The following is a 20223-nucleotide window of genomic DNA, read 5'->3' as shown; positions in this document are numbered from 1 at the left end:
TAATTTTACGACTTGATGAATAATCGTGCGCACATATTAAAACGGTGGACCCTGCTCAGTTTCCTGCTGTGTTTGCAGCTGGTAACTTCCGTTCTGCCTTCACTTGCAGCACATCGCCATTTTTTTCTGTTACCGGATCTGCATAAGCAACAGGTAGAACAGGACAGGTTATTAAGTCTTGTTAATAAAATCCCTGTACATCTTGATGCAGATGACGATGGTGCGGAAATATGGCACATCACCAAACACCGGCGTAAAACCCGCTGGTACCTTAGTGCAGCTGCCCCACAGGTAAGTACTGCTACCCGTATTGTATATCTCGATGCAGATAATACTGCACGCAGCATTTATATTCCTGAGAATAAAACCGGTGAGTACGGCCGTCAGAAATCCTTCCTGCCAGCCTACTATTCCTTCCTCTTCCGGTTTACTCCATTTTGAATACCAGCACCTTTTTTATCGTAATCTTTTTTAATTTTTTTTTAGGGAGATGCCTGTATTTTCTGCTACCATAGCAGATGGCCTCCTGTTGTGTTGTATTCACCTGTTCCGGTTATTCCGGGACCAATATTTTATTGCTATGCGTCAATATACAGGGATCTTAACATCGCTGATCGCTCTTTTCATGGCCGGTTGTGGCACCAAAGGAGAAAGTACCAACAAAGAGGATCTTAAAGTTTTACCGGTTACCACACTGGTAACAAAAGACACATTGTTACACCGTTCTTATGTAACAGATATCCAGGCCATACAAAATGTGGAAATACGCGCCCGTGTTAACGGGTTTCTTGATAAAATATTTATTGATGAAGGCCAGGAAGTAAAAAAAGGACAGCTGCTGTTCGGCATCAGTGATGCGGAATACCGCGCGGAGCTGGCCAAAGCCAAAGCTGTGCTGAGCAGCGTAGTGGCAGAAAGCAAAGCCGCTGCCCTGGAACTGGACAGGGTAAAACTGCTGGTAGAGAAAAAAGTGGTAGCGCCTTCAGAACTGGAAGTAGCCAGTGCCAAGCTGGCCGCCGCGCAGGCAAAAATAGAAGAAGCCCGTTCTGCCGCTTCCAACGCGGAAATGCGCTTATCATACACCAGTATCCGCGCTCCTTTTGACGGTACCATTGACCGTATCCCATTAAAGAAAGGAAGCCTGATCAGTGAAGGAACCCTGCTTACAACGGTATCGGATACACGCGAAATCTATGCTTACTTCAATGTATCAGAAACTGAATATCTCCAGTATAACAAAGCACTGGAAAAAGGAGATAACAACTACCGCAAAGTATCCCTGGTACTGGCAGATGGTACCGACTATAATCATCCTGGTAAAATAGAAACCATAGAAGGCGAATTTGAAGAAAACACCGGCTCCATTGCCTTCCGGGCCCGCTTCCCGAATCCTTCCAGGCTGTTGAAACATGGCGCCAGCGGGAAAGTACGCCTTACCACCGAAATGGACAGCGCGGTGATCATCCCGCAGAAAGCTGTATTCGAAATGCAGGATAAAAACTATGTGTTCGTGGTAGACGGCGCTAATAATGTGAAGATGAGAAACTTTATTCCACAGGCACGCTTCGCACATTTCTACATCGTTGAGTCCGGCCTTAAACCCGGCGAGCGCATTGTATGCGAAGGCGTGCGCAATATCCGTGATGGTATCCGGATTTCACCGCGCGGCGTACCAATGGATAGTTTACTCAGTTTATAATCACAGCTCCTTAGCTGAAACCACGGAACAATGTTTGAAACTTTTATAAAAAGACCGGTGTTGTCACTGGTCATATCGCTTATTATCACACTGGTAGGCCTGCTTGCCCTGTTCACCTTACCAGTTACCCAGTTCCCGGATATTGTGCCGCCGTCCGTAACAGTAACGGCCAAATATACCGGCGCCAACGCGGAAGTATCTGCCAAGGCGGTGTCTACACCGCTGGAAAGGGCTATCAACGGGGTGCCGGGCATGACGTATATGTCGTCTGTATCCAGTAATGACGGGATCACGGTGATCCAGGTATTTTTCCAGGTAGGTACGGACCCCGACCAGGCGGCTGTAAACGTACAAAACCGTGTGGCCACCATTATCGATGAACTGCCGGAAGAAGTGATCAAGGCAGGGGTTACCACGGAAAAAGAGGTGAACAGTATGCTGCTGTACCTCAACGTCATGAGTGAAGACACCACCCTTGATGAACAGTTCATTTACAACTTTGCAGATATCAATGTGCTCCAGGAACTGAAACGTATCGACGGTGTGGGCCGCGCGGAAATCATGGGCGCAAAGGAATACGCCATGCGCGTATGGCTGAAACCCGACCGTATGCTGGCTTACAACGTATCTGCCGATGAGGTGATACAGGCGATCCGTAAACAGAATATTGAAGCCGCTCCCGGCAAAACCGGCGAAAGCTCCGATAAAGACCCGAATATGCTGCAGTATGTATTGCGGTATACCGGTAAGTTTTTTGAGCCGGAACAATACCGGCAGATCGTATTGCGTGCCGGCCAGGATGGATCGGTGCTTCACCTGAAAGATATTGCCGATGTGGAATTTGGCTCGCTTACCTACAGCATGGTATCCAAAACAGATGGCAAACCCTCTGCCTCTATCATGCTCAAACAGCGGCCCGGTTCCAATGCCCGCGATGTAATTAACAATGTGAAGGCAAAAATGGAAGAAATGAAGCAATCCTCGTTTCCTCCGGGCATGACCTTCAACTTTAACTACGACGTATCCCGCTTCCTGGATGCCTCTATCCACGAAGTGGTGAGAACCTTGTTTGAAGCGTTCCTGCTGGTGTTTATCGTAGTATTTATTTTCCTGCAGGATTTCCGCTCCACCCTCATCCCGGCTCTTGCCGTACCGGTAGCACTGATCGGTACGCTGGCCTTTATGCAGATGATGGGCTTCTCTATTAACCTGCTCACTCTTTTTGCCCTGGTGCTGGCTATCGGTATTGTGGTAGACAATGCCATTGTTGTAGTGGAAGCCGTGCACGTAAAGATGAGTGAAGAGCACCTGCCTCCCATGGAAGCCACGCTGGCCGCCATGAAGGAGATCAGCGGGGCGTTGGTGGCCATCACGCTGGTGATGTCAGCAGTATTTATACCGGTGGCATTCCTGTCGGGCCCCGTAGGGGTTTTCTACCGGCAGTTCTCTCTCACACTGGCCATCTCCATCGTGATATCAGGTATTAACGCAGTAACGTTAACGCCTGCACTCTGTGCCATCATGTTAAAAGACACGCATGGCAAACCCCGTAAAAAGAACCTGCTGCAGCGCTTCTTTAACGGTTTCAACAAAGGATATAATGCTACTGAAAATAAATATGCAAAGCTCATCAGTTTTATTGCCGGCAGAAGACTGATCACCCTCGCCTGTCTTATTTTCTTCTTCGCCGCTACCTGGGGAGTAAGCGCTATCCTGCCTTCCGGCTTCATTCCTACGGAAGACCAGGGCATGATCTATGTAAACGTAACCACTCCCCCGGGGGCCACAGTAGAACGCACCGAAGCCATACTGGACCAGGTACAGGCCATTGCCGCTGAACTGGGCGAAGTAGAATCCGTATCCACCCTGGCGGGTTACAGCCTGGTAAATGAAGTAGCCGGCGCTTCTTACGGTATGGGCATGGTAAACCTGAAATCATGGGACGAGCGCAAAGCCTCCGTACAGGATATCATTGAAATCTTACAAAAGAAAACAGCCGGTATTGCAGATGCCAGCATCGAATTTTTCCCGCCGCCTACGGTTCCCGGCTTTGGTAACTCCAGCGGCTTTGAATTGCGGCTGCTCGACCGCAGCGGTACCGGCGACCTGCGCCAAACGGCACAGGTAACCAACCAGTTTATTGATGCGCTGAAAAAACGGCCGGAAATAGGCAGCGCCTTCACCAGCTTCGACGCGGAATTCCCCCAGTACCTGATCCATGTAGACCAGGCCATGGCGGCTAAAAAAGGCGTGAGCATAGAAAATGCCATGAGCAACCTGCAAACACTGATGGGTAGCTTTTATGCGTCTAACTTCATCCGCTTCGGGCAAATGTATAAGGTAATGGTACAGGCGGATCCTTCCTACCGCAACAAGCCCGAGGACCTGCTGCGGCTATACGTAAAAAATGACCGGGGTGAAATGGTATCGTATTCCGACTTCGTGAAACTGGAACGTGTATACGGCCCTGAACAACTAACGCGGTACAATATGTATACCGCCGCTATGATCAACGGGGATGCAAAGCCCGGGTTCAGCAGCAGCCAGGCCATTGCCGCCGTGCAGGAAACAGCCGCTAAAGAACTTCCCAGGGGATACAGCTATGAATGGAGCGGTATGACCAGGGAGCAGATCCTTTCCGGTAACCAGGCGGTTTACATTTTTATCATTGTACTGGTATTTGTGTACCTGCTGCTGGCTGCCCAGTACGAAAGCTTCCTGCTGCCGCTGCCGGTGTTGCTGTCGCTGCCCGCCGGTATCTTCGGCGCCTTCCTTTCCCTGAAAGTGCTTGGCCTGGAAAACAACATCTACGCCCAGGTGGCACTGGTAATGCTGATCGGGTTACTGGGTAAAAACGCTATCCTCATCGTTGAATTTGCCATCCTGAGAAACAAACATGGCGCTACCATACTGGCCGCCGCCAAAGAAGGCGCCGTATCCAGGCTGCGCCCTATTCTTATGACCTCCTTTGCATTCATTGCAGGGTTGATACCACTGTGTATTGCTTCCGGCGCAGGCGCCATGGGCAACCGTTCCATTGGTACCGCCGCTGCCGGCGGAATGCTCATCGGAACCATCTTCGGCGTACTGATCATACCCGGACTATATGTGCTGTTTGCTTCCATGATCAGGAAAAAATCCGTTGAACTAAAAGCTTACACCAATGAATAAACGAATATATCAATACGCATTATATACTGCAATGGCTACTGCAACGATGGCCTGCAGCACACAAAAGGAACTGGCGCTGCCGGAACGTATAAGCGTTCCCGTAGTTTCCGGCAACAGCAGCGATACTATTTCGCTGCAAAACTTTACGCAGGTATTTAATGATCCCCATCTGCGTAGCCTCATTGATACCGCGTTGCACAACAACTACGACCTGCTCTCTGCAGCACAGCGGGTGGCTACTGCCCAGGCCAACCTGATGATGGCAAAAAATGCCTGGCTGCCATCGCTGAACCTTTCCCTGTCGGCCGGCGTAGATAAATATGCGGACTATACCCTCAACGGCGTAGGTAATTTTGATACGAACCTGTCGCCCAATATCAGCAAGGACCAACATATCCCCGGTCCAACGCCGGAGTACTTCGCAGGACTGAGAAGCAGCTGGGAAACAGACCTGTGGGGAAAACTGAAAAGCCAGCGCCAGGCTACCTATGCCCGCTTCCTTGGTAGTGAACAGGGACGGCGTTTGCTCACCACGCAAATTGTAGCAGGCGTTACCGGTCTGTATTATGAGCTCACAGCGATGGATAGTGAGCTGGCTATTATCCGGCGTAATATTAAATTACAGGAAGCCGCCGTTGCCACCGTGCACATACAGAAAGCGGGTGGCCGCGCTACAGAGCTGGCAGTACAGCAATTCACCGCACAGCTGCTGAGCACACAGGCGCTGGAATATGGCGTAAAGCAGGAAATTACCTCTCTTGAAAACCAGCTCAATGCCCTCCTGGGCAGGTTGCCACAGCCTGTTGAACGCAGTGCCGTAAAGGATACGCAGGCGCTGCCTGATGCGATTAAAAGAGGCATCCCTGCCAGTTTGCTGCTGCAACGCCCGGATATACAACGTGCAGAGCTGGAACTGGCCGCCACTAAAGCGGATGTTAAAGCTGCAAGGGCCGCCTTTTTACCGGGGCTTACCATTACCCCCTATGCAGGTTTTAATGCCTTCAAGGCAGGGTTGCTGTTCCAGTCGCCCGCTTCTATTGCATGGGGTGCCGTAGGCAATTTAACCGCGCCCATCTTCAATAAAAAACAGATAAAGGCACAATACAATATCAGTACTGCCAACGCATGGACGGCATTCTATGATTACCAGCAGGCCATTGTAAATGGTTACCAGGAAGTAGCTTCTGCCCTGAATAAAGTAGAGAACCAACAGGAAGCGTATTCGCTGAAAAGTAAAGAGGTGCTGGTATTACAGCAGGCGGTAGCTACTGCAAACGTGCTTTTTACAACAGGTTATGCCAACTACCTGGAAGTGATCACTGCACAGAAGAATGTGCTGGAAGCCGAACTGGCGTTGGTTACCACGCGGCGTAATGTATACCAGGGAATGGTATCCCTGTACAGGGCGTTGGGTGGCAATTAAAAAAGAAGAAGGAGCGTCTGTGAACGCTCCTTCTTCTTTTTATTTCTTTCGGTGTTTAAACAACCAGGGCATAAAGCCGGGCTCCACAAACATATTATCCCAGCTGTTGTGCCCTACCCCGGGATATTCCGTATATTTTACTACCGCGCCTGATGCTTTGAGTTTGTCAGCATAGGCCCTGGAAGCCTCCACAGGCACTATCTTGTCTTCTCCGCCGTGAAAGATCCACACCGGCACTTTTTTCGCAAAATTACCAGCCGCAGCCACGTTACCTGCGCCACAGATAGGAAATGCAGCAGCAAAAAGATCGGGCCGTTTCGTGATTTCATAGAACGTGCCCATTCCTCCAAGCGATAAACCGCCAATATATACACGTTGGATATCTATTTTTCCACTAGCCAGCAGGCTATCCAGTAACTGGTTGAGTAAAGCAGTGGGAGGCGTAGGAGCTCCATCCAGCGGGAAATCTGCCTGGATGACCTTACCGGTGCTGTCGCGCACAAATTTCATCGGCGCCCAGGTTTGATTATCCGGGCACTGCGGGAAAAGTACAAATGCAGGGTAGTTGGCGCGTATGGTATCCCGCAGGAACATAGTGCCTCCGTGCCGGAGCTGCGCCTCATTATCCCGGCCTCTTTCACCTGCCCCATGCAGGAAAACGACCAGCGGGTATTTTTTATGACGATTGTATTTAGCCGGCAACAGGAGGCGGTACCGCAGGGTATCACCATTACGGATAAACGATTCTTTACTGTATTGGGAAAGGCTATCCTGTGCAGTAGCTGCCAGGCCGCCGGAGAGCAAACAGGCAATGAGGAGTATTTTCAGGTAACGCATAACGGTGAAATTTATACCTAATATACTACCTCAAGATCAGTATTTCAGGGTAAAATGTTGTTTCACCTTAAAATCTTTCCTGAAAAATACCAGCCCTATAAAAAACAGGTCGATGGTCATGGTTACCTGCGGATGTTCCTGTATGGTATGCCAGGCTGCTTCCATACCCGGTGTCCAGTGAATATCGTCGAAGATAAAAACCGAATACTCATCCGCAAACTGCAGGCATTGCTCAAAATAGGCCAGTGTAGGCTCTTTGCGGTGATTGCCATCTATATACACCCAGTCGGGCAGCTGCATCTGCTTTAACACATCCGGTAAAACGGTGTCGAAGTTGCCGGTCACCTGCGTGATGTTTTTTATATGCAGCGCTTCAAAATTTTTGGCAGCCCTGGCCGCTATATTAGGGCAACCTTCAATGGTATAAATGCGGGCATGCGGGGCAGCCTTTGCCATATATGCCGTAGAGAGGCCCATAGAAGTGCCCAGTTCAAGGATACGGGCAGGCTGGAGGTATTGTATCAGCCGGTAGAATAACTGCCCGAATTTGGGCTGTTTTGCGGCATAGCGGGTGATGTCCCGCACGCGGCGCTCATTACCGGCCGATATCAGTGATCCTGCGCCCAGGTCGGTTACCTGCAGCGTTTCATTACTTTTCAGGAGTTGTTTACGCAACTGTTCTATTTCCCGGAAAGCGGGATGCTGTTTCTTATCCAGCAACACATCTTCTATCAGTGAAAATACAAAGGGAGAATGTACATCATGACGATTGCCCGAGGTAAAATAATACTTCAGGTATTTTCCGGCTAAATTATACTGTTGCGCTAAACCCACTGGCTGAATTATTTTTTAATAGATCTTTCCTTTTACAATGCCCCACATATGCAAACGATGCTGTACGGATACTCTCAATACGCCGAGACCGTAAATGGCGCTGCGTTTGAAATTGATACTGGAGGCCTCGTCGAAATATTTGGTAGGACAGGTAATCTCTGCAATATCGTATCCTTTCATAAATATCTGGGAAACCATTTCATTATCAAACACAAAATCGTCATTATCAGCCATATAGTTGATATTACGCAATACCTCCGATGAAAACGTCCGGTAACCTGTGTGATATTCGCTCAGCTTCTGACCAATCAGGATGTTTTGTGTTAATGTTAAGAAACGATTAAATATATATTTATACATCGGCATTCCCCCTTTCAGAGCGCCTTTTCCCAGGATCCTGGACCCGAAAACCACCGGGTATACATCATTGGCGATGATACTGCACATAGCAGTAATGAGCTTGGGCGTATATTGGTAATCGGGGTGCAGCATCACCACGATATCGGCGCCCAGCTCCAGTGCCTTGTTGTAACAGGATTTCTGGTTACCTCCGTAACCTTTGTTTTTGTCGTGACGTATCAGATGCTGAATCCCCAGCCGCTTGCCGACTTCAAGGGTATCGTCTCTGCTGGCATCATCTACCAGAACCACGTCGTCAACTATGTCAAAAGGGATTTCCCGGAATGTCTTTTCCAGTGTAAGTGCTGCGTTGTAGGCCGGTAATACAACCACTATCTTTTTGTTGTTAAGCATGAAAGTGGATCAAATTTGGCAGCAAAGGTAACTTACCTGCTGATAATTCAAAATATCTCCCGCAAATGCCCCGGATGCCACCTATCATGATTTAATTTTAACTGTTATTAATTATTTATCTTTGCGTGATGATGTTTTTGGCATCATATTTTCTTAAATTTTTGTTAACAAAAAGCAAAAACAACATGTTAAAACACCTACCAACGGAAATGAGGCATGATAAACGCTTGACCTGCAAGCCCGATGAGTCATTACCGTTAGTACGCCCGGCCCGGAAATTCCTGACCACCGGATGGATGAAAGTGCTACCAGCCCCCTTTGTTTTACTTTTTACTTTCCAGACAGCTTTTGCACAGGACCCGGAACTGAAAAGCACCACAGCGCCTGTAATCAAAACCCAGGATACTACTATCCGCAAACTGCTGGAAGATGTACAACGGATCACCGACAATGACAAACAAAACTCCACTGCCATACAGGCCCTTTTACAGGGAAAGGAAATAGATAATATCACCAAGTACGAACTGATAAAGAACAATATCATCAATGCCAGCGAAACATATTACCTGCTGAACAAAAAGATCATTGATCTGAAGTCCCGTACTACTACCAATAACCTCGACGTTTTCATTACCTCCCTGAATAACCCTGAAAGTAAAGCGTTGGGGTTTTCGCTGAGCGACCGCATCGTGGAACTGGTGGAAAAGATCATCCTGAAAAATAAAGGCGATAAAAGTGAGAAGAACTCCAAGATTGTGGAGTCTACCAAATCGATCATCAACAGCCCTATTTTCCAGAGCTTTACGTCCCTCACACCGCCACTGGCTATTGCCAATTCAGTGATGAACTTTCTTCACAGCGTGAGTGTGAATAATAAACAGATCAACCAGAAATCATTGCAGGAATTCGAAAAAGAGCTGAATAAATATGTGGTGTATTACACTGCATTGAATGATGCCAACCAGAAATTCGAATATGGGCTGAACTTTAATAAAGACCAGCTAAGCCTCCTGCAGGATAACCTGTTTGATCATCTTTCATTTACCGCTACTTCCCTTAAATTCCCTGCACCGCAGAAAGGCAACCAGGGCCTGAGTCAAACGATGAACGAATACTTCTTTGATTTCAAGAAAGAAAAAGTAGTGGATTACTTCGCTAAACTGGAAGAGAAATATACCAAAGGCAAACGGATCGATTACGAGTCCCTGCTGCGCGAAAATTCTTCCCTGAAAGAAGTAAATAACCAGCTGGAAGACCTGGTGCTGCAAACCAAGCGGTTTGAAAATCTTTACAACGAATATTTCACTTTGCTCGATTCCTATTATACCAAAGTAAACAACTCGCTGAAAATAGCGCAGGATAACGGCCTGGCGGATAAAAGCATTATCGATGCCAAGCAGGCGGAATTCAGGAACCTGAAAACAGAAGCTGTGGCGGAAATACAGGCTTCTATCAATATCAGGGAACTGTATAGCAACACAGAAAAGATTAAATACCGTTACAGGATATTTTAATTAAACGCATCTGTTATAAAGCAAATGACGGCAGGGAATATTTCTTTGCCGTCATTTGCTTTTATAGGATTTAACGTCTTCCTATAGATTTTATTTATACCTTTGTTTTCACAATCTCAGAGGAAATGACCACAGTTCAATTGGAGTACATCGTTGCGGTAGATACATACAGAAGCTTTGTAGTAGCAGCAGAAAAATGCTTTGTAACCCAGCCAACGCTGAGCATGCAGATACAGAAACTGGAAGATGAATTAGGCATTAAACTGTTCGACCGCAGCAAATTACCGGTAGTACCTACAGAAATAGGCGTATCCGTGGTAGCACAGGCCAGGATCATTATTAAAGAAAATGCCCGCATCCGGGAGATCATTGCAGATCAGAAAAAAGAAGTACAGGGGAACCTTAAAGTTGGGATCATCCCTACCCTGGCGCCTTACCTGCTTCCCCGTATACTCACGGGTTTCATGAAAAAATATCCAAAAGTACGGCTGGAGATATGGGAATATCCTACAGAACAAATTATGCAGCAACTGAAGCAGGAACTACTGGATTGCGGTTTACTGGCTACTCCCCTGCACAATCCCCACCTGGAAGAGCATCCTTTATTTTATGAATCATTCGTAGTATATGCTGCTAAAACCAATTCCCTGTATGAGAAAAAAATAGTGAAAGCAGAAGACCTGGACATCAAAGATGTGTGGCTGCTGAATGAAGGCCATTGTATGCGCAACCAGGTGCTGAATATCTGCAAGGATAAGTTCACCATGGGCGATAACAAGAACCTGGAATACAATACCGGCAGTGTGGAAACGCTGAAAAGAATGGTAGATATCAATGAAGGCTATACGATTTTACCGGAGTTGTCGCTACAGGACCTTTCCACCCGGCAGTTGAATATGGTACGCTATTTCAAAGCCCCGGAGCCGGTAAGGGAGATCAGTTTGGTAACCCACCGTCATTTTATCAAACAGGCGTTGATAGAGGCTTTTAAGAAAGAGATCCTGGCGCATGTTCCTGATAAAATGAAAGCGCAGAAAAATAAGAAGGTGATTGAAATTATAACAGAGTAAGGAAGATAAAGAAGCAACGGGCCGGTAATGATACATTACCGGCCCGTTGCTTCTTTATGCTTTATGCTTTTTGCTTTATGCTTTCGCAGGAGTATAATACTTCATTGCTTCCGGCATCAGCTGTTGTAATTTCTGAACGCGGGTAGCGTCGCTTGGGTGAGTGCTCAGGAATTCAGGTGGTTTCTGGCCCTTGCTCATATTGGCCATGCGCTGCCAGAAAGGAATGGATTCCTGTGGATTGTACCCAGCCATAGCCATGAATATTACGCCCAGGTGATCAGCTTCCAGCTCATTACCGCGGGAAAAAGCCAGGGTACCTAAGTTACCGCCAATCCCGAATGCCTGGTTGAAAATATTTACTGCTGTGGGGTTTCTGTTTAACGCTACAGAACCTGCTACCTGGATTCCCTGCATTACCAGGCCCTGGCTCATACGCTCGTTACCATGGCGGGCAATGGCGTGTGCAATTTCATGCCCCATTACACAGGCAAGCGCAGTTTCGTTTTGTGTTACCGGCAGCAAACCGGTATATACCACCACTTTACCACCTGGCATGCACCAGGCATTCACTTCTTTACTGTCTACCAGGTTAAATTCCCATTTATAGCTGGATATTTCACTACCCATGTTATTCTGGTTCATGTACCTGGTTACCGCGTTCGCAATACGCTGGCCCACCCTTTTTACCATTTCGGCATCTTTACTGGTAGTTTGCGATACTACTTTGTTTTCAGATAAAAACGACTGGTACTGCTGCAGGGCCATAGATTGCATGGTGCTTTCAGGAACGAGGTTCAACTGGCTACGGCCGGTGATGGGTACACGCGAACAGGCCGCCAATGCAAGGCTTGCAGTAAAGAATAAGACATACTTTTTCATGGGAGCATTAATTTAAATATGCGTGAAACGCAAAAAGCACAAAGCAAAAAGCATGCACATTTTATGGCTATCGCTTTTTGCTTCCTGCTTTAATAATATAACTATAACTAGTTCTTGTCCTTTTTGTTTTTAAACAGCGGAACTTTACTTTCCACTCCTTTCAGCAGCCGCGTGATATTCTTCTGGTGGGTTAATACCACCATTAAAGCAACAGCTATGGCAAATATGCGATAAAAAATTTCAGGTTCGTTGAAGATATAGAGGATCAGTATGGGGAAAGCGATACTGGCAATGATAGAGCTGAGAGACACATACCTTGTCAGGAAAAGGATCATTAAAAAGACTCCTACACAGCATAAGGCTACCAGTGGCTGGATAGCCAGCACCAGTCCAAACAGGGTAGCAATTCCTTTACCGCCCTTGAAGTTTGCCCAGATAGGAAATATATGACCTACCACTGCAGCGAGCCCCAGACCGATCTGGAGGTTTACCAGCTGTGTAAGATGCTCAGGATCAAGATAATAAGGAGCCAGGTAAGCCAAACGTACAGCTAATACGCCTTTCAGCATATCTACCACCATTACAAAAGTACCCGCTTTCGGACCAAGCACCCTGAAAGTATTGGTGGCGCCGGCATTGCCGCTGCCATACTCCCGGATATCCATACCAAAAACGCCTTTACTCACCCAAACAGCCGTAGGAACAGATCCTACCAGATAAGCACAAATAAGCAATAAAATTTCTACCATCACTACAAGTTAGGAATGCTAAGATAACAAATTCTGTGTTAAAATAGAGAGAATATTAGAAAAGATTGTAACACAAAAGTTGGATTATCAACACTGTTTATATGTAACTTTTATTTATTTTACTTCCGGTACATAAAACCGGAGCGCCAGCCAGTTGTCTTTTTCTATTCTTCCTTCCCTGGTAAATCCTGCCGAAACTGCTGCCGCAGTAATGTTTTCTTCATCGGTAGGTAAAATGCCACTCAATAGTAATTTGCCCCCCGGTACCAGTAACCGGTACATATCTCCCATAAATTTCATTAAAATGTTATAGTTGATATTTGCCAGCAATATATCGTATTTTCCGGTAATCGCGTCAAGATTGTCTGCCTGCCATACTTTTACTTTGCTCATTCCGTTAGCGGCGATGTTTTCCAGCGTATTATTTACAGACCATTCGTCGTAATCGATGGCATCTATCGCTGCAGCTCCCATCATTTCCGCCAGTATAGCCAGGATACCGGTGCCTGTACCAAAATCAAACACCCTTTTGCCTTTAAATTCCAGCTGCTCCATGAGCTTTATCATAGAGGCGGTGGTAGCATGGTGCCCGGTACCAAAAGCCATTTTGGGGGTAATAATAATTTCATGTACGGGCTGCGGATCAAACGGCGGGTGGAACTCTGCCCGGATTCCGCAAAAGCTGTCCACCTGCACCGGCTGAAAATTACTTTCCCATACCGCATTCCAGTTAACCGGCAGTATGGTTTCTTTCGTATAGGTAACCCCGTGAGCTGTCAGCTGCTCCTCCAATGCCGCCTCATCAAAATCGGTGGCAGGAATATAGGCGATCAGCGCATCCTGCTGTTCTTCAAACCCTTCATACTTCAGTTCAGACAATTGTGCGATCAGCAGGTCTGTTTGTGCCGCTGCGGCACGGATGGTAATGGCAATGTAGGACATAGGCCGCAAAGATAGCTATTAGCGGGTAGCTTTCAGCGTTTATGGCAAGGATGTTCATTGCTTCCTGATATCAAAAATCATTATATTTGTTTTTTAAATCATATCAAATATCCTATGAAAGCACTGTTTCTCCTGCTTACCGGCATGGCCTTGTCGCTGCCCGGAATAGCCCAGGTAATCAAAGTACGGCCTCCTGAACCTATCACAGATTCTATCATCTATCAAACCGAAAATGTAACACTGATTTTCGACAGGAAACATCTCACGGAATACATGACGACCATGGATTCCACGCTCCGCAACAGTAAGTACAGCAATAAAGTGTTTAACAGCGTGCAGTTTGCACACCTGAATGCCATAGATATGGGCAATCATTTCCGTAAGGCATACTGTTACCTGGAAGATACTGCCAATAAGGATTTCAGCTACAGTACCGGCAAAATGAATATGCTATGGGCGGAAGATGGCGGTATTATGCTGCCCTATGTGGAAGAAATAATGCCGGACCTGCTGGCCGCGGGTGAGGTAAGGGTAATAGACAGAAGTACAAAGGCGATACAAGCGGCCTATAAAATGATTGCCGAGCCTGTTGATGGCAATAACTACCGTGTATTCCGCCTGAACAGCGGGCGGGAGATCTTCAGGGAAAGCACATTCCGGGTAGAACAACTTACGAGGAGATAAAAACGGATCCATCATAAAATAGAAAAGCAGTCACCTGGGTGACTGCTTTCTTTTTGTATTTAATTCCAGTTATCTGCTAGCTATAACAGCGCCTATTCGGCATCAAAGGTGGGCTCCTGTGGTTTTTCAGGACCTGCGTTGTAGTTTCCGCCGCCACGGTTACCATCGCGGTTGAAATCACGCCTGTCGCCGCCACCGCGCCTGTCATCACCGCCACGCCTGTCGTCACGGGGACCGCGTCTGTCGCCACGATCACCACGGTCACCACGATCGCGGAAATCGCCTCTGTCGCCACGCTCTTCGCGTTCAGGTCTTTCCACATAACCTTCCGGTTTAGGCATGAGCACTTTGCGGCTCAGTTTAAACTTACCGGTTTTAGGATCAGTACCTGTCAGTTTTACTTTCACTTTTTCGCCTTCTGAGAGCACACCTTCCATTGTTTCCAGGCGTTTCCAGGATACTTCGGAAATGTGGAGCAAGCCTTGTTTACCAGGCATAAACTCAACAAAAGCGCCATAAGGCATGATGGATTTTACAACAGATTCATATACTTCACCTACTTCAGGTACAGCAATGATTCCTTTCACCCATGCCACTGCTTTATCGAGGCCTTCTTTCTGGGCAGAGAAGATGCTAACTTCACCGGTTTCACCAACTTCTTCGATGTTGATGGTAGTACCGGTTTCGCGTTGGATCTCCTGTATAATTTTACCACCGGGTCCGATCACAGCGCCGATAAATTCACGGTCAATGATGATCTTTTCCATGCGTGGTGCATGTGGTTTTGGTTCAGGACGGGCAGCAGGCACTACTTCGTACATGGCTTCCACGATATGCAGGCGGCCTTTCTTGGCCTGGGCCAGTGCAGAGCGCATTACATCCATGCTTAAGCCATCCACTTTGATATCCATCTGGATACCCACAATACCATCGCGGGTACCGGTTACTTTAAAGTCCATATCGCCCAGGTGGTCTTCATCACCGAGGATATCGGTTAATACCGCCCATTTGCCGTCGGAAGCGCGGGAAATAAGTCCCATTGCCACGCCGGAAACATGTTTTGGAATAGGTACACCAGCGTCCATCAGTGCCAGGGAGCCGGCACATACGGTAGCCATGGAGGAAGAACCGTTTGATTCGAGGATATCAGAAACCACCCTTACAGTGTAGGCGTAGTCGCTGCCTGGCATCATTTGCTTCAGGGAGCGCATAGCCAGGTTACCATGTCCTACTTCACGACGGCCGGGGCCGCGCATCATTTTCACTTCACCTGTAGAGAACGGAGGGAAATTGTAATGCAGGATAAATTTAGAGTAGTTGGAAACAGCCGCGCTTTCGATCAGCAGTTCATCTTCCGGGGTACCCAGTGTAACAGTGGTCAGGGACTGTGTTTCACCGCGGGTAAACAGGGCAGAGCCGTGAGGGGAAGGCAGGATATCAGTTTCCATTGCCAGCGGACGTACCTGGTCCAGCGAACGGCCATCGAGGCGAACGGATTCGTCCAGGATCATGTTGCGGATCACTTCTTTTTCCAGGTCGTGCAGGTATTCTTTTACCAGTGGCTGGTCTTCTTCCGGTAATTCACCCAGGTGCTCTTTCAGTTCCTCGCCGATAGCTGCAAATGCATCGCTGCGATCGTGCTTGGCGGAAGCTGATTTGGCTACCTTGTAAATTTTATCTTTTGCAAAAGCTTCTACTTTTGCTTTCAGTTCTTCGTTCTGATGAGGTTGTGCGTATTCACGTTTGCCGGTTACACCTTTCAGGTCACGCAGTTGTTCCTGAGCCTTTACCTGCACCCTGATAGCAGCGTGTGCTGCTTCAATAGCAAGGATCAGGTCTTCTTCCTGGCACTCTTTACTTTCACCTTCCACCATCATGATGTTCTTATCGGTAGCACCAATAATGAAGTCCATGTCGGCTTTGGCCAGTTCAGTACGGTTAGGGTTGATCACCATTTTGCCATCGATACGGGCTACGCGCACTTCGGAAATGATTTCCTGGATGGGCACGTCGGAAACAGCCAGGGCAGCAGATGCAGCCAGGCAGGCCAGGGCATCGGGCATTACTTCGGGATCAGATGAAATCAGGGTAACGAGTACCTGTACTTCGCAGAAATAATTATCGGGAAACAGGGGACGCAGGGCGCGGTCAATCAAACGGGAAATAAGTACCTCGGAATCAGACAACCGGCCTTCACGTTTGAAAAAGGAACCAGGGATACGGCCGGCAGAGGCGAATTTTTCCTGGTAATCAACAGTAAGGGGAAAGAAAGACTGGCCTGGTTTGGGTTCTTTATTTGCTACCACAGTGGCCAGCAATATTGAGTTCCCTAAACGCACCGTTACCGCGCCATCAGCCTGACGGGCCAACTTGCCGGTTTCGATGGTCACTATACGACCGTCTCCTATATCGAATTTCACTGAAATAGGTGTCAGATTCATAATAAAGTGAGGATTAATTAGATAACGTTATCCATTTCAAAATCATCCGGATAACAAAACGTATACATACAAAAAAACTATTCCCAACCATATAAGTTGGGAATAGCGCTATAATTAAGTCATGGTTATTTCCTGATACCTAACTTCTCAATGAGGGCACGATAGCCTGTGAGGTTGGTTTTAGATAAGTAGGAAAGCAAACGCTTTCTCTGGCCAACCATCTTCATCAAACCACGATGGGTAGAAAAATCTTTTTTGTTTTGTTTCAGGTGACCGGAAATGCTGTTGATACGCTCAGTCAGCAGCGCGATTTGTGCTTCCACAGAGCCTGTATTTTTTTCGCTTCCACCAAATTCCTTAAAAATATTGGCTTTCTTTTCAACAGTTAAGTAAGACATCTTTAAAAATAATAAGTAATAATAATGTTTTTTGTCGCTATTTTTCCGGTGCAAAGGTAGTTCAAAAAATAGGAATTACCAATTAACCGGAAATTAATAATAAATGAGGAATAATGTATATCTGTAAAATTTTCTTTCTCAACAACTCCTAAGAAGAAAAATTAACAGCTGCATTATCCGTTACATGCCCGTTTTCTGTACGGAGTACTCTCGACGGGAATTTCTGCAATACAATATAATCGTGGGTAGCCATCACAATGGCAGTGCCTTCCCGGCAGATACGGAACAACAGCTGCATAATACCATCAGACGTTTCAGGATCCAGGTTACCCGTAGGCTCATCCGCCAGGATCAGCTTCGGCGAATTCAGCATAGCCCGGGCAATATCCACACGCTGCTGCTCTCCTCCTGATAACTCATACGGCATTTTAAAACCTTTGGTTCCCAATCCCACTTTTTCAAGCACATCTGTGATCTTGTTTTCCATTTCCTTGGGATCCTGCCAGCCGGTAGCCCGGAGCGCAAATTTCAGGTTATCATGCACGTTGCGGTCGGTTAATAACTGAAAATCCTGGAACACTACCCCCAGATTCCGGCGAAGATACGGCACTTTTTTCCAATCCATCTTCTTCAAATCAAAACCTACCACCTGCCCTGTGCCATCATTTAAAGGTAAATCTCCATACAATGTTTTTAACAAACTGGATTTCCCGGTACCGGTTTTACCAATGAGATACACAAACTCACCCTTATTTACCGTGATGTTCACATCACCTAATATCAATGAATGGCCCTGGTATATACTGGCATTTGTTAATTGTATGATAGGTTGTTCAGGCGTCATGTCCTTTCTGTTTTTTACGGTCTGTACGGACAAAAATAACTAATTAAAAAATAACTCGTTGTGATAATATGTCAAATATCCATCTCTTTAAAACTAAAAAAATAGTTGTCAAACTAAATAATTAGTTATAACTTGGTTTCATAACCGAGACATATGAAACAGCTCACCAAAGCAGAAGAACAGATCATGCAGGCCCTCTGGGAAACAGGGCCCGCCTTTGTAAAGGATATCATTGAAGTAATGCCGGAGCCCAAACCGCATTACAACACGGTATCCACCCTGGTTAAAATCCTGATCGAAAAAGGATTTGTGGACTTTAAAGCCTACGGTAAATCACACCAGTATTTTGCGCTGATCACCAAAGACGCTTACAGCCATAAAACGGTGAACAACATCGTAAAAGGTTATTTCGACGGTTCCTTCAGTAACATGGTGTCCTTTTTTGTAAAAGAAAAAGAGCTGAGCATTGCTGAACTGGAGAAACTGGTACAAAAAATTAAAGCAGCCCAAAAACCATGACCATGACAGTCCTGCTCACCTATCTTTCCAAAGTGATCATCTGTTCCGCCGTTTTATATGGCTACTATTATCTTGCCCTGCGCAACAACCGTTTCCACCAGTGGAACCGGTACTACCTGGTGCTGATCACCCTGGTATCACTGCTTACGCCCCTCCTGCAGATCCCTTTGCCTGGCCGGGCACAGGAATCATCCAGGGTGCTGTCGTATACCGCGCGTATAGTGGATCTCCGCGAAACCGTCATACCGGCTAGTCCCGGGATCAGTTCCGGCGCCATACTCAATACACTGTACATTATTGTAATTAGCTTACTGCTGACCAGGATACTGGTAAGCCTTTTCCGGATCAGAAATCTCATTCGCCGCAGCCAGGTACAGGACATCCCTCCTTACCGGTTTGTGAAACACCAGGATATCAAAGCGCCTTTTTCTTTCTTCCACTATATTTTCTGGGATCATCATACTTCCCTGAATTCGCCCGAAGGGCAACAGATATTTAAACACGAGCTGGTGCACCTGCAGGAGAAACACAGCGCCGATAAGCTTTTCATGGAACTGGTTACCGCAGTGTGCTGGATCAATCCTTTCTTTCACCTGATAAAAAGGGAACTGGCGCTGGTACATGAATTCCTGGCCGATAAAAAAGCAGCGGGAGAAGAAATAGCCGGCTATGCCCAAACCATCCTGCAGATGGCCTTTCAAAGCAAACAATTCAGTATTACGAACGACTTTTTTCACCCGCCAATAAAAAGAAGAATCCTTATGCTGACACAATTCCATACACCCAGGTTCAGTTACCTCCGGCGCATCATGGTGCTGCCGCTGGCCGCATTCATTTTTTGTTCCCTTGCTTTTGTGGCCGATAAGCGCCCGTCCGCCATTCCGGCGCTTACCGCCACTACCACCGTTACTACTGTTCCTTCCCCCGCAGTTGTGATAGATACCACACCTGTTAAAAAAACGCCTAAAGCGAAAGACGGCGTATATACTTTCGTAGAGCAGCCCCCTTCTTTTCAGGGAGGCGAAGAGGCGCTGGCAAAATATCTTTCTAAAAATATCCGGTATCCTAAGGCTGCAGTAGATAAAAAAGTATCCGGTACCGTGTTTATACAATTTGTTGTAGATGAAAATGGTTATATCAAAGATGCGCATGCCATTGGAAAAAATCCGGGCTTTGGTCTTACCGAAGAAGGTGTGCATGTGGTAAAGGCAATGCCGCAATGGATACCCGGCAAACACCAGGGCAAAACAGTTGCCGTCCAGTTTAACCTGCCCATCCGGTTTACACTGGACGAGGGAAAACAAATACCGCCACCGCCACCGCCCGCTCCCTCCGGTGAAACCATTACTTTCCGCCAGGACAACAACAATGAAGTATTCACCTTCGTTGAACAGCCACCACAGTTCCCGGGAGGAGAAGATGCACTGGCACGCTATCTCAATAAAAATATCCGCTATCCCGAAGAG

At 47.0% G+C, this 20223-nt stretch carries 18 protein-coding genes; 9 read left to right on the top strand and 9 right to left on the bottom strand.

What is annotated here, in order from left to right; genetic code table 11:
* Positions 1–15 precede the first annotated feature (15 nt).
* The 4 genes from VIM72_RS02980 to VIM72_RS02965 are packed head-to-tail and all read left to right on the top strand — an operon-like array spanning position 16 to position 6293.
* Positions 16–441: a hypothetical protein gene (locus VIM72_RS02980; RefSeq protein WP_332001382.1), complete on the top strand. Its 426-nt coding sequence runs from the start codon at positions 16–18 to the stop codon at positions 439–441.
* Positions 442–490: 49 nt separating this feature from the next.
* Complete coding sequence (locus VIM72_RS02975; protein WP_332001381.1) at positions 491–1699, top strand: efflux RND transporter periplasmic adaptor subunit; 1209 nt, start codon at positions 491–493, stop codon at positions 1697–1699.
* A 30-nt stretch (positions 1700–1729) separates the two neighbouring features.
* Positions 1730–4870 (top strand): efflux RND transporter permease subunit, encoded by a 3141-nt coding sequence (locus VIM72_RS02970; RefSeq protein WP_332001380.1) that lies wholly within the window; start codon positions 1730–1732, stop codon positions 4868–4870.
* The gene (locus VIM72_RS02965; RefSeq protein ID WP_332001379.1) at positions 4863–6293 is read left to right on the top strand and encodes an efflux transporter outer membrane subunit; all 1431 of its coding nucleotides are present in this window, start codon (positions 4863–4865) and stop codon (positions 6291–6293) included. The genes VIM72_RS02970 and VIM72_RS02965 overlap by 8 nt, the downstream gene beginning before the upstream one ends.
* Positions 6294–6332: 39 nt before the next feature.
* On the opposite strand, the gene VIM72_RS02960 is transcribed toward VIM72_RS02965, so the two are convergent.
* From VIM72_RS02960 to VIM72_RS02950, 3 genes are read right to left on the bottom strand one after another with little or no spacing between them, the layout of a single operon-like run.
* Positions 6333–7130 (bottom strand): dienelactone hydrolase family protein, encoded by a 798-nt coding sequence (locus tag VIM72_RS02960; protein WP_332001378.1) that lies wholly within the window; start codon positions 7128–7130, stop codon positions 6333–6335.
* Positions 7131–7166: 36 nt separating this feature from the next.
* Positions 7167–7964 (bottom strand): O-methyltransferase, encoded by a 798-nt coding sequence (locus VIM72_RS02955; RefSeq protein ID WP_332001377.1) that lies wholly within the window; start codon positions 7962–7964, stop codon positions 7167–7169.
* A 15-nt stretch (positions 7965–7979) separates the two neighbouring features.
* Positions 7980–8717: a glycosyltransferase family 2 protein gene (locus VIM72_RS02950; protein WP_332001376.1), complete on the bottom strand. Its 738-nt coding sequence runs from the start codon at positions 8715–8717 to the stop codon at positions 7980–7982.
* 185 nt (positions 8718–8902) lie between these two features.
* On the opposite strand from VIM72_RS02950, the gene VIM72_RS02945 reads away from it, so the two are divergent.
* Together VIM72_RS02945 and VIM72_RS02940 are read left to right on the top strand one after the other, a co-directional pair.
* A complete protein-coding gene (locus VIM72_RS02945) occupies positions 8903–10231 on the top strand; it encodes a hypothetical protein (protein ID WP_332001375.1) in 1329 nt (442 codons plus the stop codon).
* 125 nt (positions 10232–10356) lie between these two features.
* On the top strand, positions 10357–11301 hold the full coding sequence (locus VIM72_RS02940) for a hydrogen peroxide-inducible genes activator (protein WP_332001374.1): 945 nt from the start codon (positions 10357–10359) through the stop codon (positions 11299–11301).
* A gap of 75 nt (positions 11302–11376) precedes the next feature.
* On the opposite strand, the gene VIM72_RS02935 is transcribed toward VIM72_RS02940, so the two are convergent.
* The 3 genes from VIM72_RS02935 to prmA form a co-directional block, all read right to left on the bottom strand.
* Positions 11377–12180: a M48 family metallopeptidase gene (locus tag VIM72_RS02935; protein WP_332001373.1), complete on the bottom strand. Its 804-nt coding sequence runs from the start codon at positions 12178–12180 to the stop codon at positions 11377–11379.
* Between the two features lie 107 nt (positions 12181–12287).
* Positions 12288–12929: a glycerol-3-phosphate 1-O-acyltransferase PlsY gene (gene plsY / locus VIM72_RS02930; RefSeq protein ID WP_142686293.1), complete on the bottom strand. Its 642-nt coding sequence runs from the start codon at positions 12927–12929 to the stop codon at positions 12288–12290.
* 114 nt (positions 12930–13043) lie between these two features.
* The gene (gene prmA / locus VIM72_RS02925) at positions 13044–13871 is read right to left on the bottom strand and encodes a 50S ribosomal protein L11 methyltransferase (RefSeq protein WP_332001372.1); all 828 of its coding nucleotides are present in this window, start codon (positions 13869–13871) and stop codon (positions 13044–13046) included.
* Positions 13872–13985: 114 nt separating this feature from the next.
* Between prmA and VIM72_RS02920 the strand changes: the two genes are divergently transcribed.
* A complete protein-coding gene (locus tag VIM72_RS02920; RefSeq protein WP_332001371.1) occupies positions 13986–14555 on the top strand; it encodes a hypothetical protein in 570 nt (189 codons plus the stop codon).
* A gap of 92 nt (positions 14556–14647) precedes the next feature.
* Here the strand turns inward: VIM72_RS02920 and VIM72_RS02915 are convergent, their stop codons facing one another.
* The 3 genes from VIM72_RS02915 to VIM72_RS02905 form a co-directional block, all read right to left on the bottom strand.
* Positions 14648–16996 (bottom strand): polyribonucleotide nucleotidyltransferase, encoded by a 2349-nt coding sequence (locus tag VIM72_RS02915; protein ID WP_332001370.1) that lies wholly within the window; start codon positions 16994–16996, stop codon positions 14648–14650.
* 125 nt (positions 16997–17121) lie between these two features.
* On the bottom strand, positions 17122–17394 hold the full coding sequence (gene rpsO / locus VIM72_RS02910; protein ID WP_079470431.1) for a 30S ribosomal protein S15: 273 nt from the start codon (positions 17392–17394) through the stop codon (positions 17122–17124).
* A 148-nt stretch (positions 17395–17542) separates the two neighbouring features.
* Positions 17543–18238 (bottom strand): cell division ATP-binding protein FtsE, encoded by a 696-nt coding sequence (locus VIM72_RS02905; RefSeq protein ID WP_332001369.1) that lies wholly within the window; start codon positions 18236–18238, stop codon positions 17543–17545.
* Positions 18239–18391: 153 nt separating this feature from the next.
* Here VIM72_RS02905 and VIM72_RS02900 point away from each other — a divergent pair, with 153 nt between their 5' ends.
* Both VIM72_RS02900 and VIM72_RS02895 read left to right on the top strand, forming a co-directional pair.
* Positions 18392–18757, top strand: coding sequence for a BlaI/MecI/CopY family transcriptional regulator (locus VIM72_RS02900; protein WP_142686289.1), 366 nt, complete (start codon positions 18392–18394; stop codon positions 18755–18757).
* A 2-nt stretch (positions 18758–18759) separates the two neighbouring features.
* A partial coding sequence (locus tag VIM72_RS02895; RefSeq protein ID WP_332001368.1) for a M56 family metallopeptidase occupies positions 18760–20223 on the top strand: 1464 nt, incomplete at its 3' end.

Source organism: Chitinophaga sp., assembly GCF_036569185.1.
Lineage (GTDB): Bacteria > Bacteroidota > Bacteroidia > Chitinophagales > Chitinophagaceae > Chitinophaga.
This window is presented reverse-complemented; position numbering and strand designations above follow the sequence as displayed.

What these genes read in the sequence shown, in the direction of transcription:
- VIM72_RS02980 (WP_332001382.1), top strand. Translation starts at nt 16, where the DNA reads ATGAATAATCGTGCGCACATATTAAAACGGTGGACCCTGCTCAGTTTC.
- VIM72_RS02975 (WP_332001381.1), top strand. Translation starts at nt 491, where the DNA reads ATGCCTGTATTTTCTGCTACCATAGCAGATGGCCTCCTGTTGTGTTGT.
- VIM72_RS02970 (WP_332001380.1), top strand. Translation starts at nt 1,730, where the DNA reads ATGTTTGAAACTTTTATAAAAAGACCGGTGTTGTCACTGGTCATATCG.
- VIM72_RS02965 (WP_332001379.1), top strand. Translation starts at nt 4,863, where the DNA reads ATGAATAAACGAATATATCAATACGCATTATATACTGCAATGGCTACT.
- VIM72_RS02960 (WP_332001378.1), bottom strand. Translation starts at nt 7,130, where the DNA reads ATGCGTTACCTGAAAATACTCCTCATTGCCTGTTTGCTCTCCGGCGGC.
- VIM72_RS02950 (WP_332001376.1), bottom strand. Translation starts at nt 8,717, where the DNA reads ATGCTTAACAACAAAAAGATAGTGGTTGTATTACCGGCCTACAACGCA.
- VIM72_RS02945 (WP_332001375.1), top strand. Translation starts at nt 8,903, where the DNA reads ATGTTAAAACACCTACCAACGGAAATGAGGCATGATAAACGCTTGACC.
- VIM72_RS02940 (WP_332001374.1), top strand. Translation starts at nt 10,357, where the DNA reads ATGACCACAGTTCAATTGGAGTACATCGTTGCGGTAGATACATACAGA.
- VIM72_RS02935 (WP_332001373.1), bottom strand. Translation starts at nt 12,180, where the DNA reads ATGAAAAAGTATGTCTTATTCTTTACTGCAAGCCTTGCATTGGCGGCC.
- plsY (WP_142686293.1), bottom strand. Translation starts at nt 12,929, where the DNA reads ATGGTAGAAATTTTATTGCTTATTTGTGCTTATCTGGTAGGATCTGTT.
- prmA (WP_332001372.1), bottom strand. Translation starts at nt 13,871, where the DNA reads ATGTCCTACATTGCCATTACCATCCGTGCCGCAGCGGCACAAACAGAC.
- VIM72_RS02920 (WP_332001371.1), top strand. Translation starts at nt 13,986, where the DNA reads ATGAAAGCACTGTTTCTCCTGCTTACCGGCATGGCCTTGTCGCTGCCC.
- VIM72_RS02915 (WP_332001370.1), bottom strand. Translation starts at nt 16,996, where the DNA reads ATGAATCTGACACCTATTTCAGTGAAATTCGATATAGGAGACGGTCGT.
- rpsO (WP_079470431.1), bottom strand. Translation starts at nt 17,394, where the DNA reads ATGTCTTACTTAACTGTTGAAAAGAAAGCCAATATTTTTAAGGAATTT.
- VIM72_RS02905 (WP_332001369.1), bottom strand. Translation starts at nt 18,238, where the DNA reads ATGACGCCTGAACAACCTATCATACAATTAACAAATGCCAGTATATAC.
- VIM72_RS02900 (WP_142686289.1), top strand. Translation starts at nt 18,392, where the DNA reads ATGAAACAGCTCACCAAAGCAGAAGAACAGATCATGCAGGCCCTCTGG.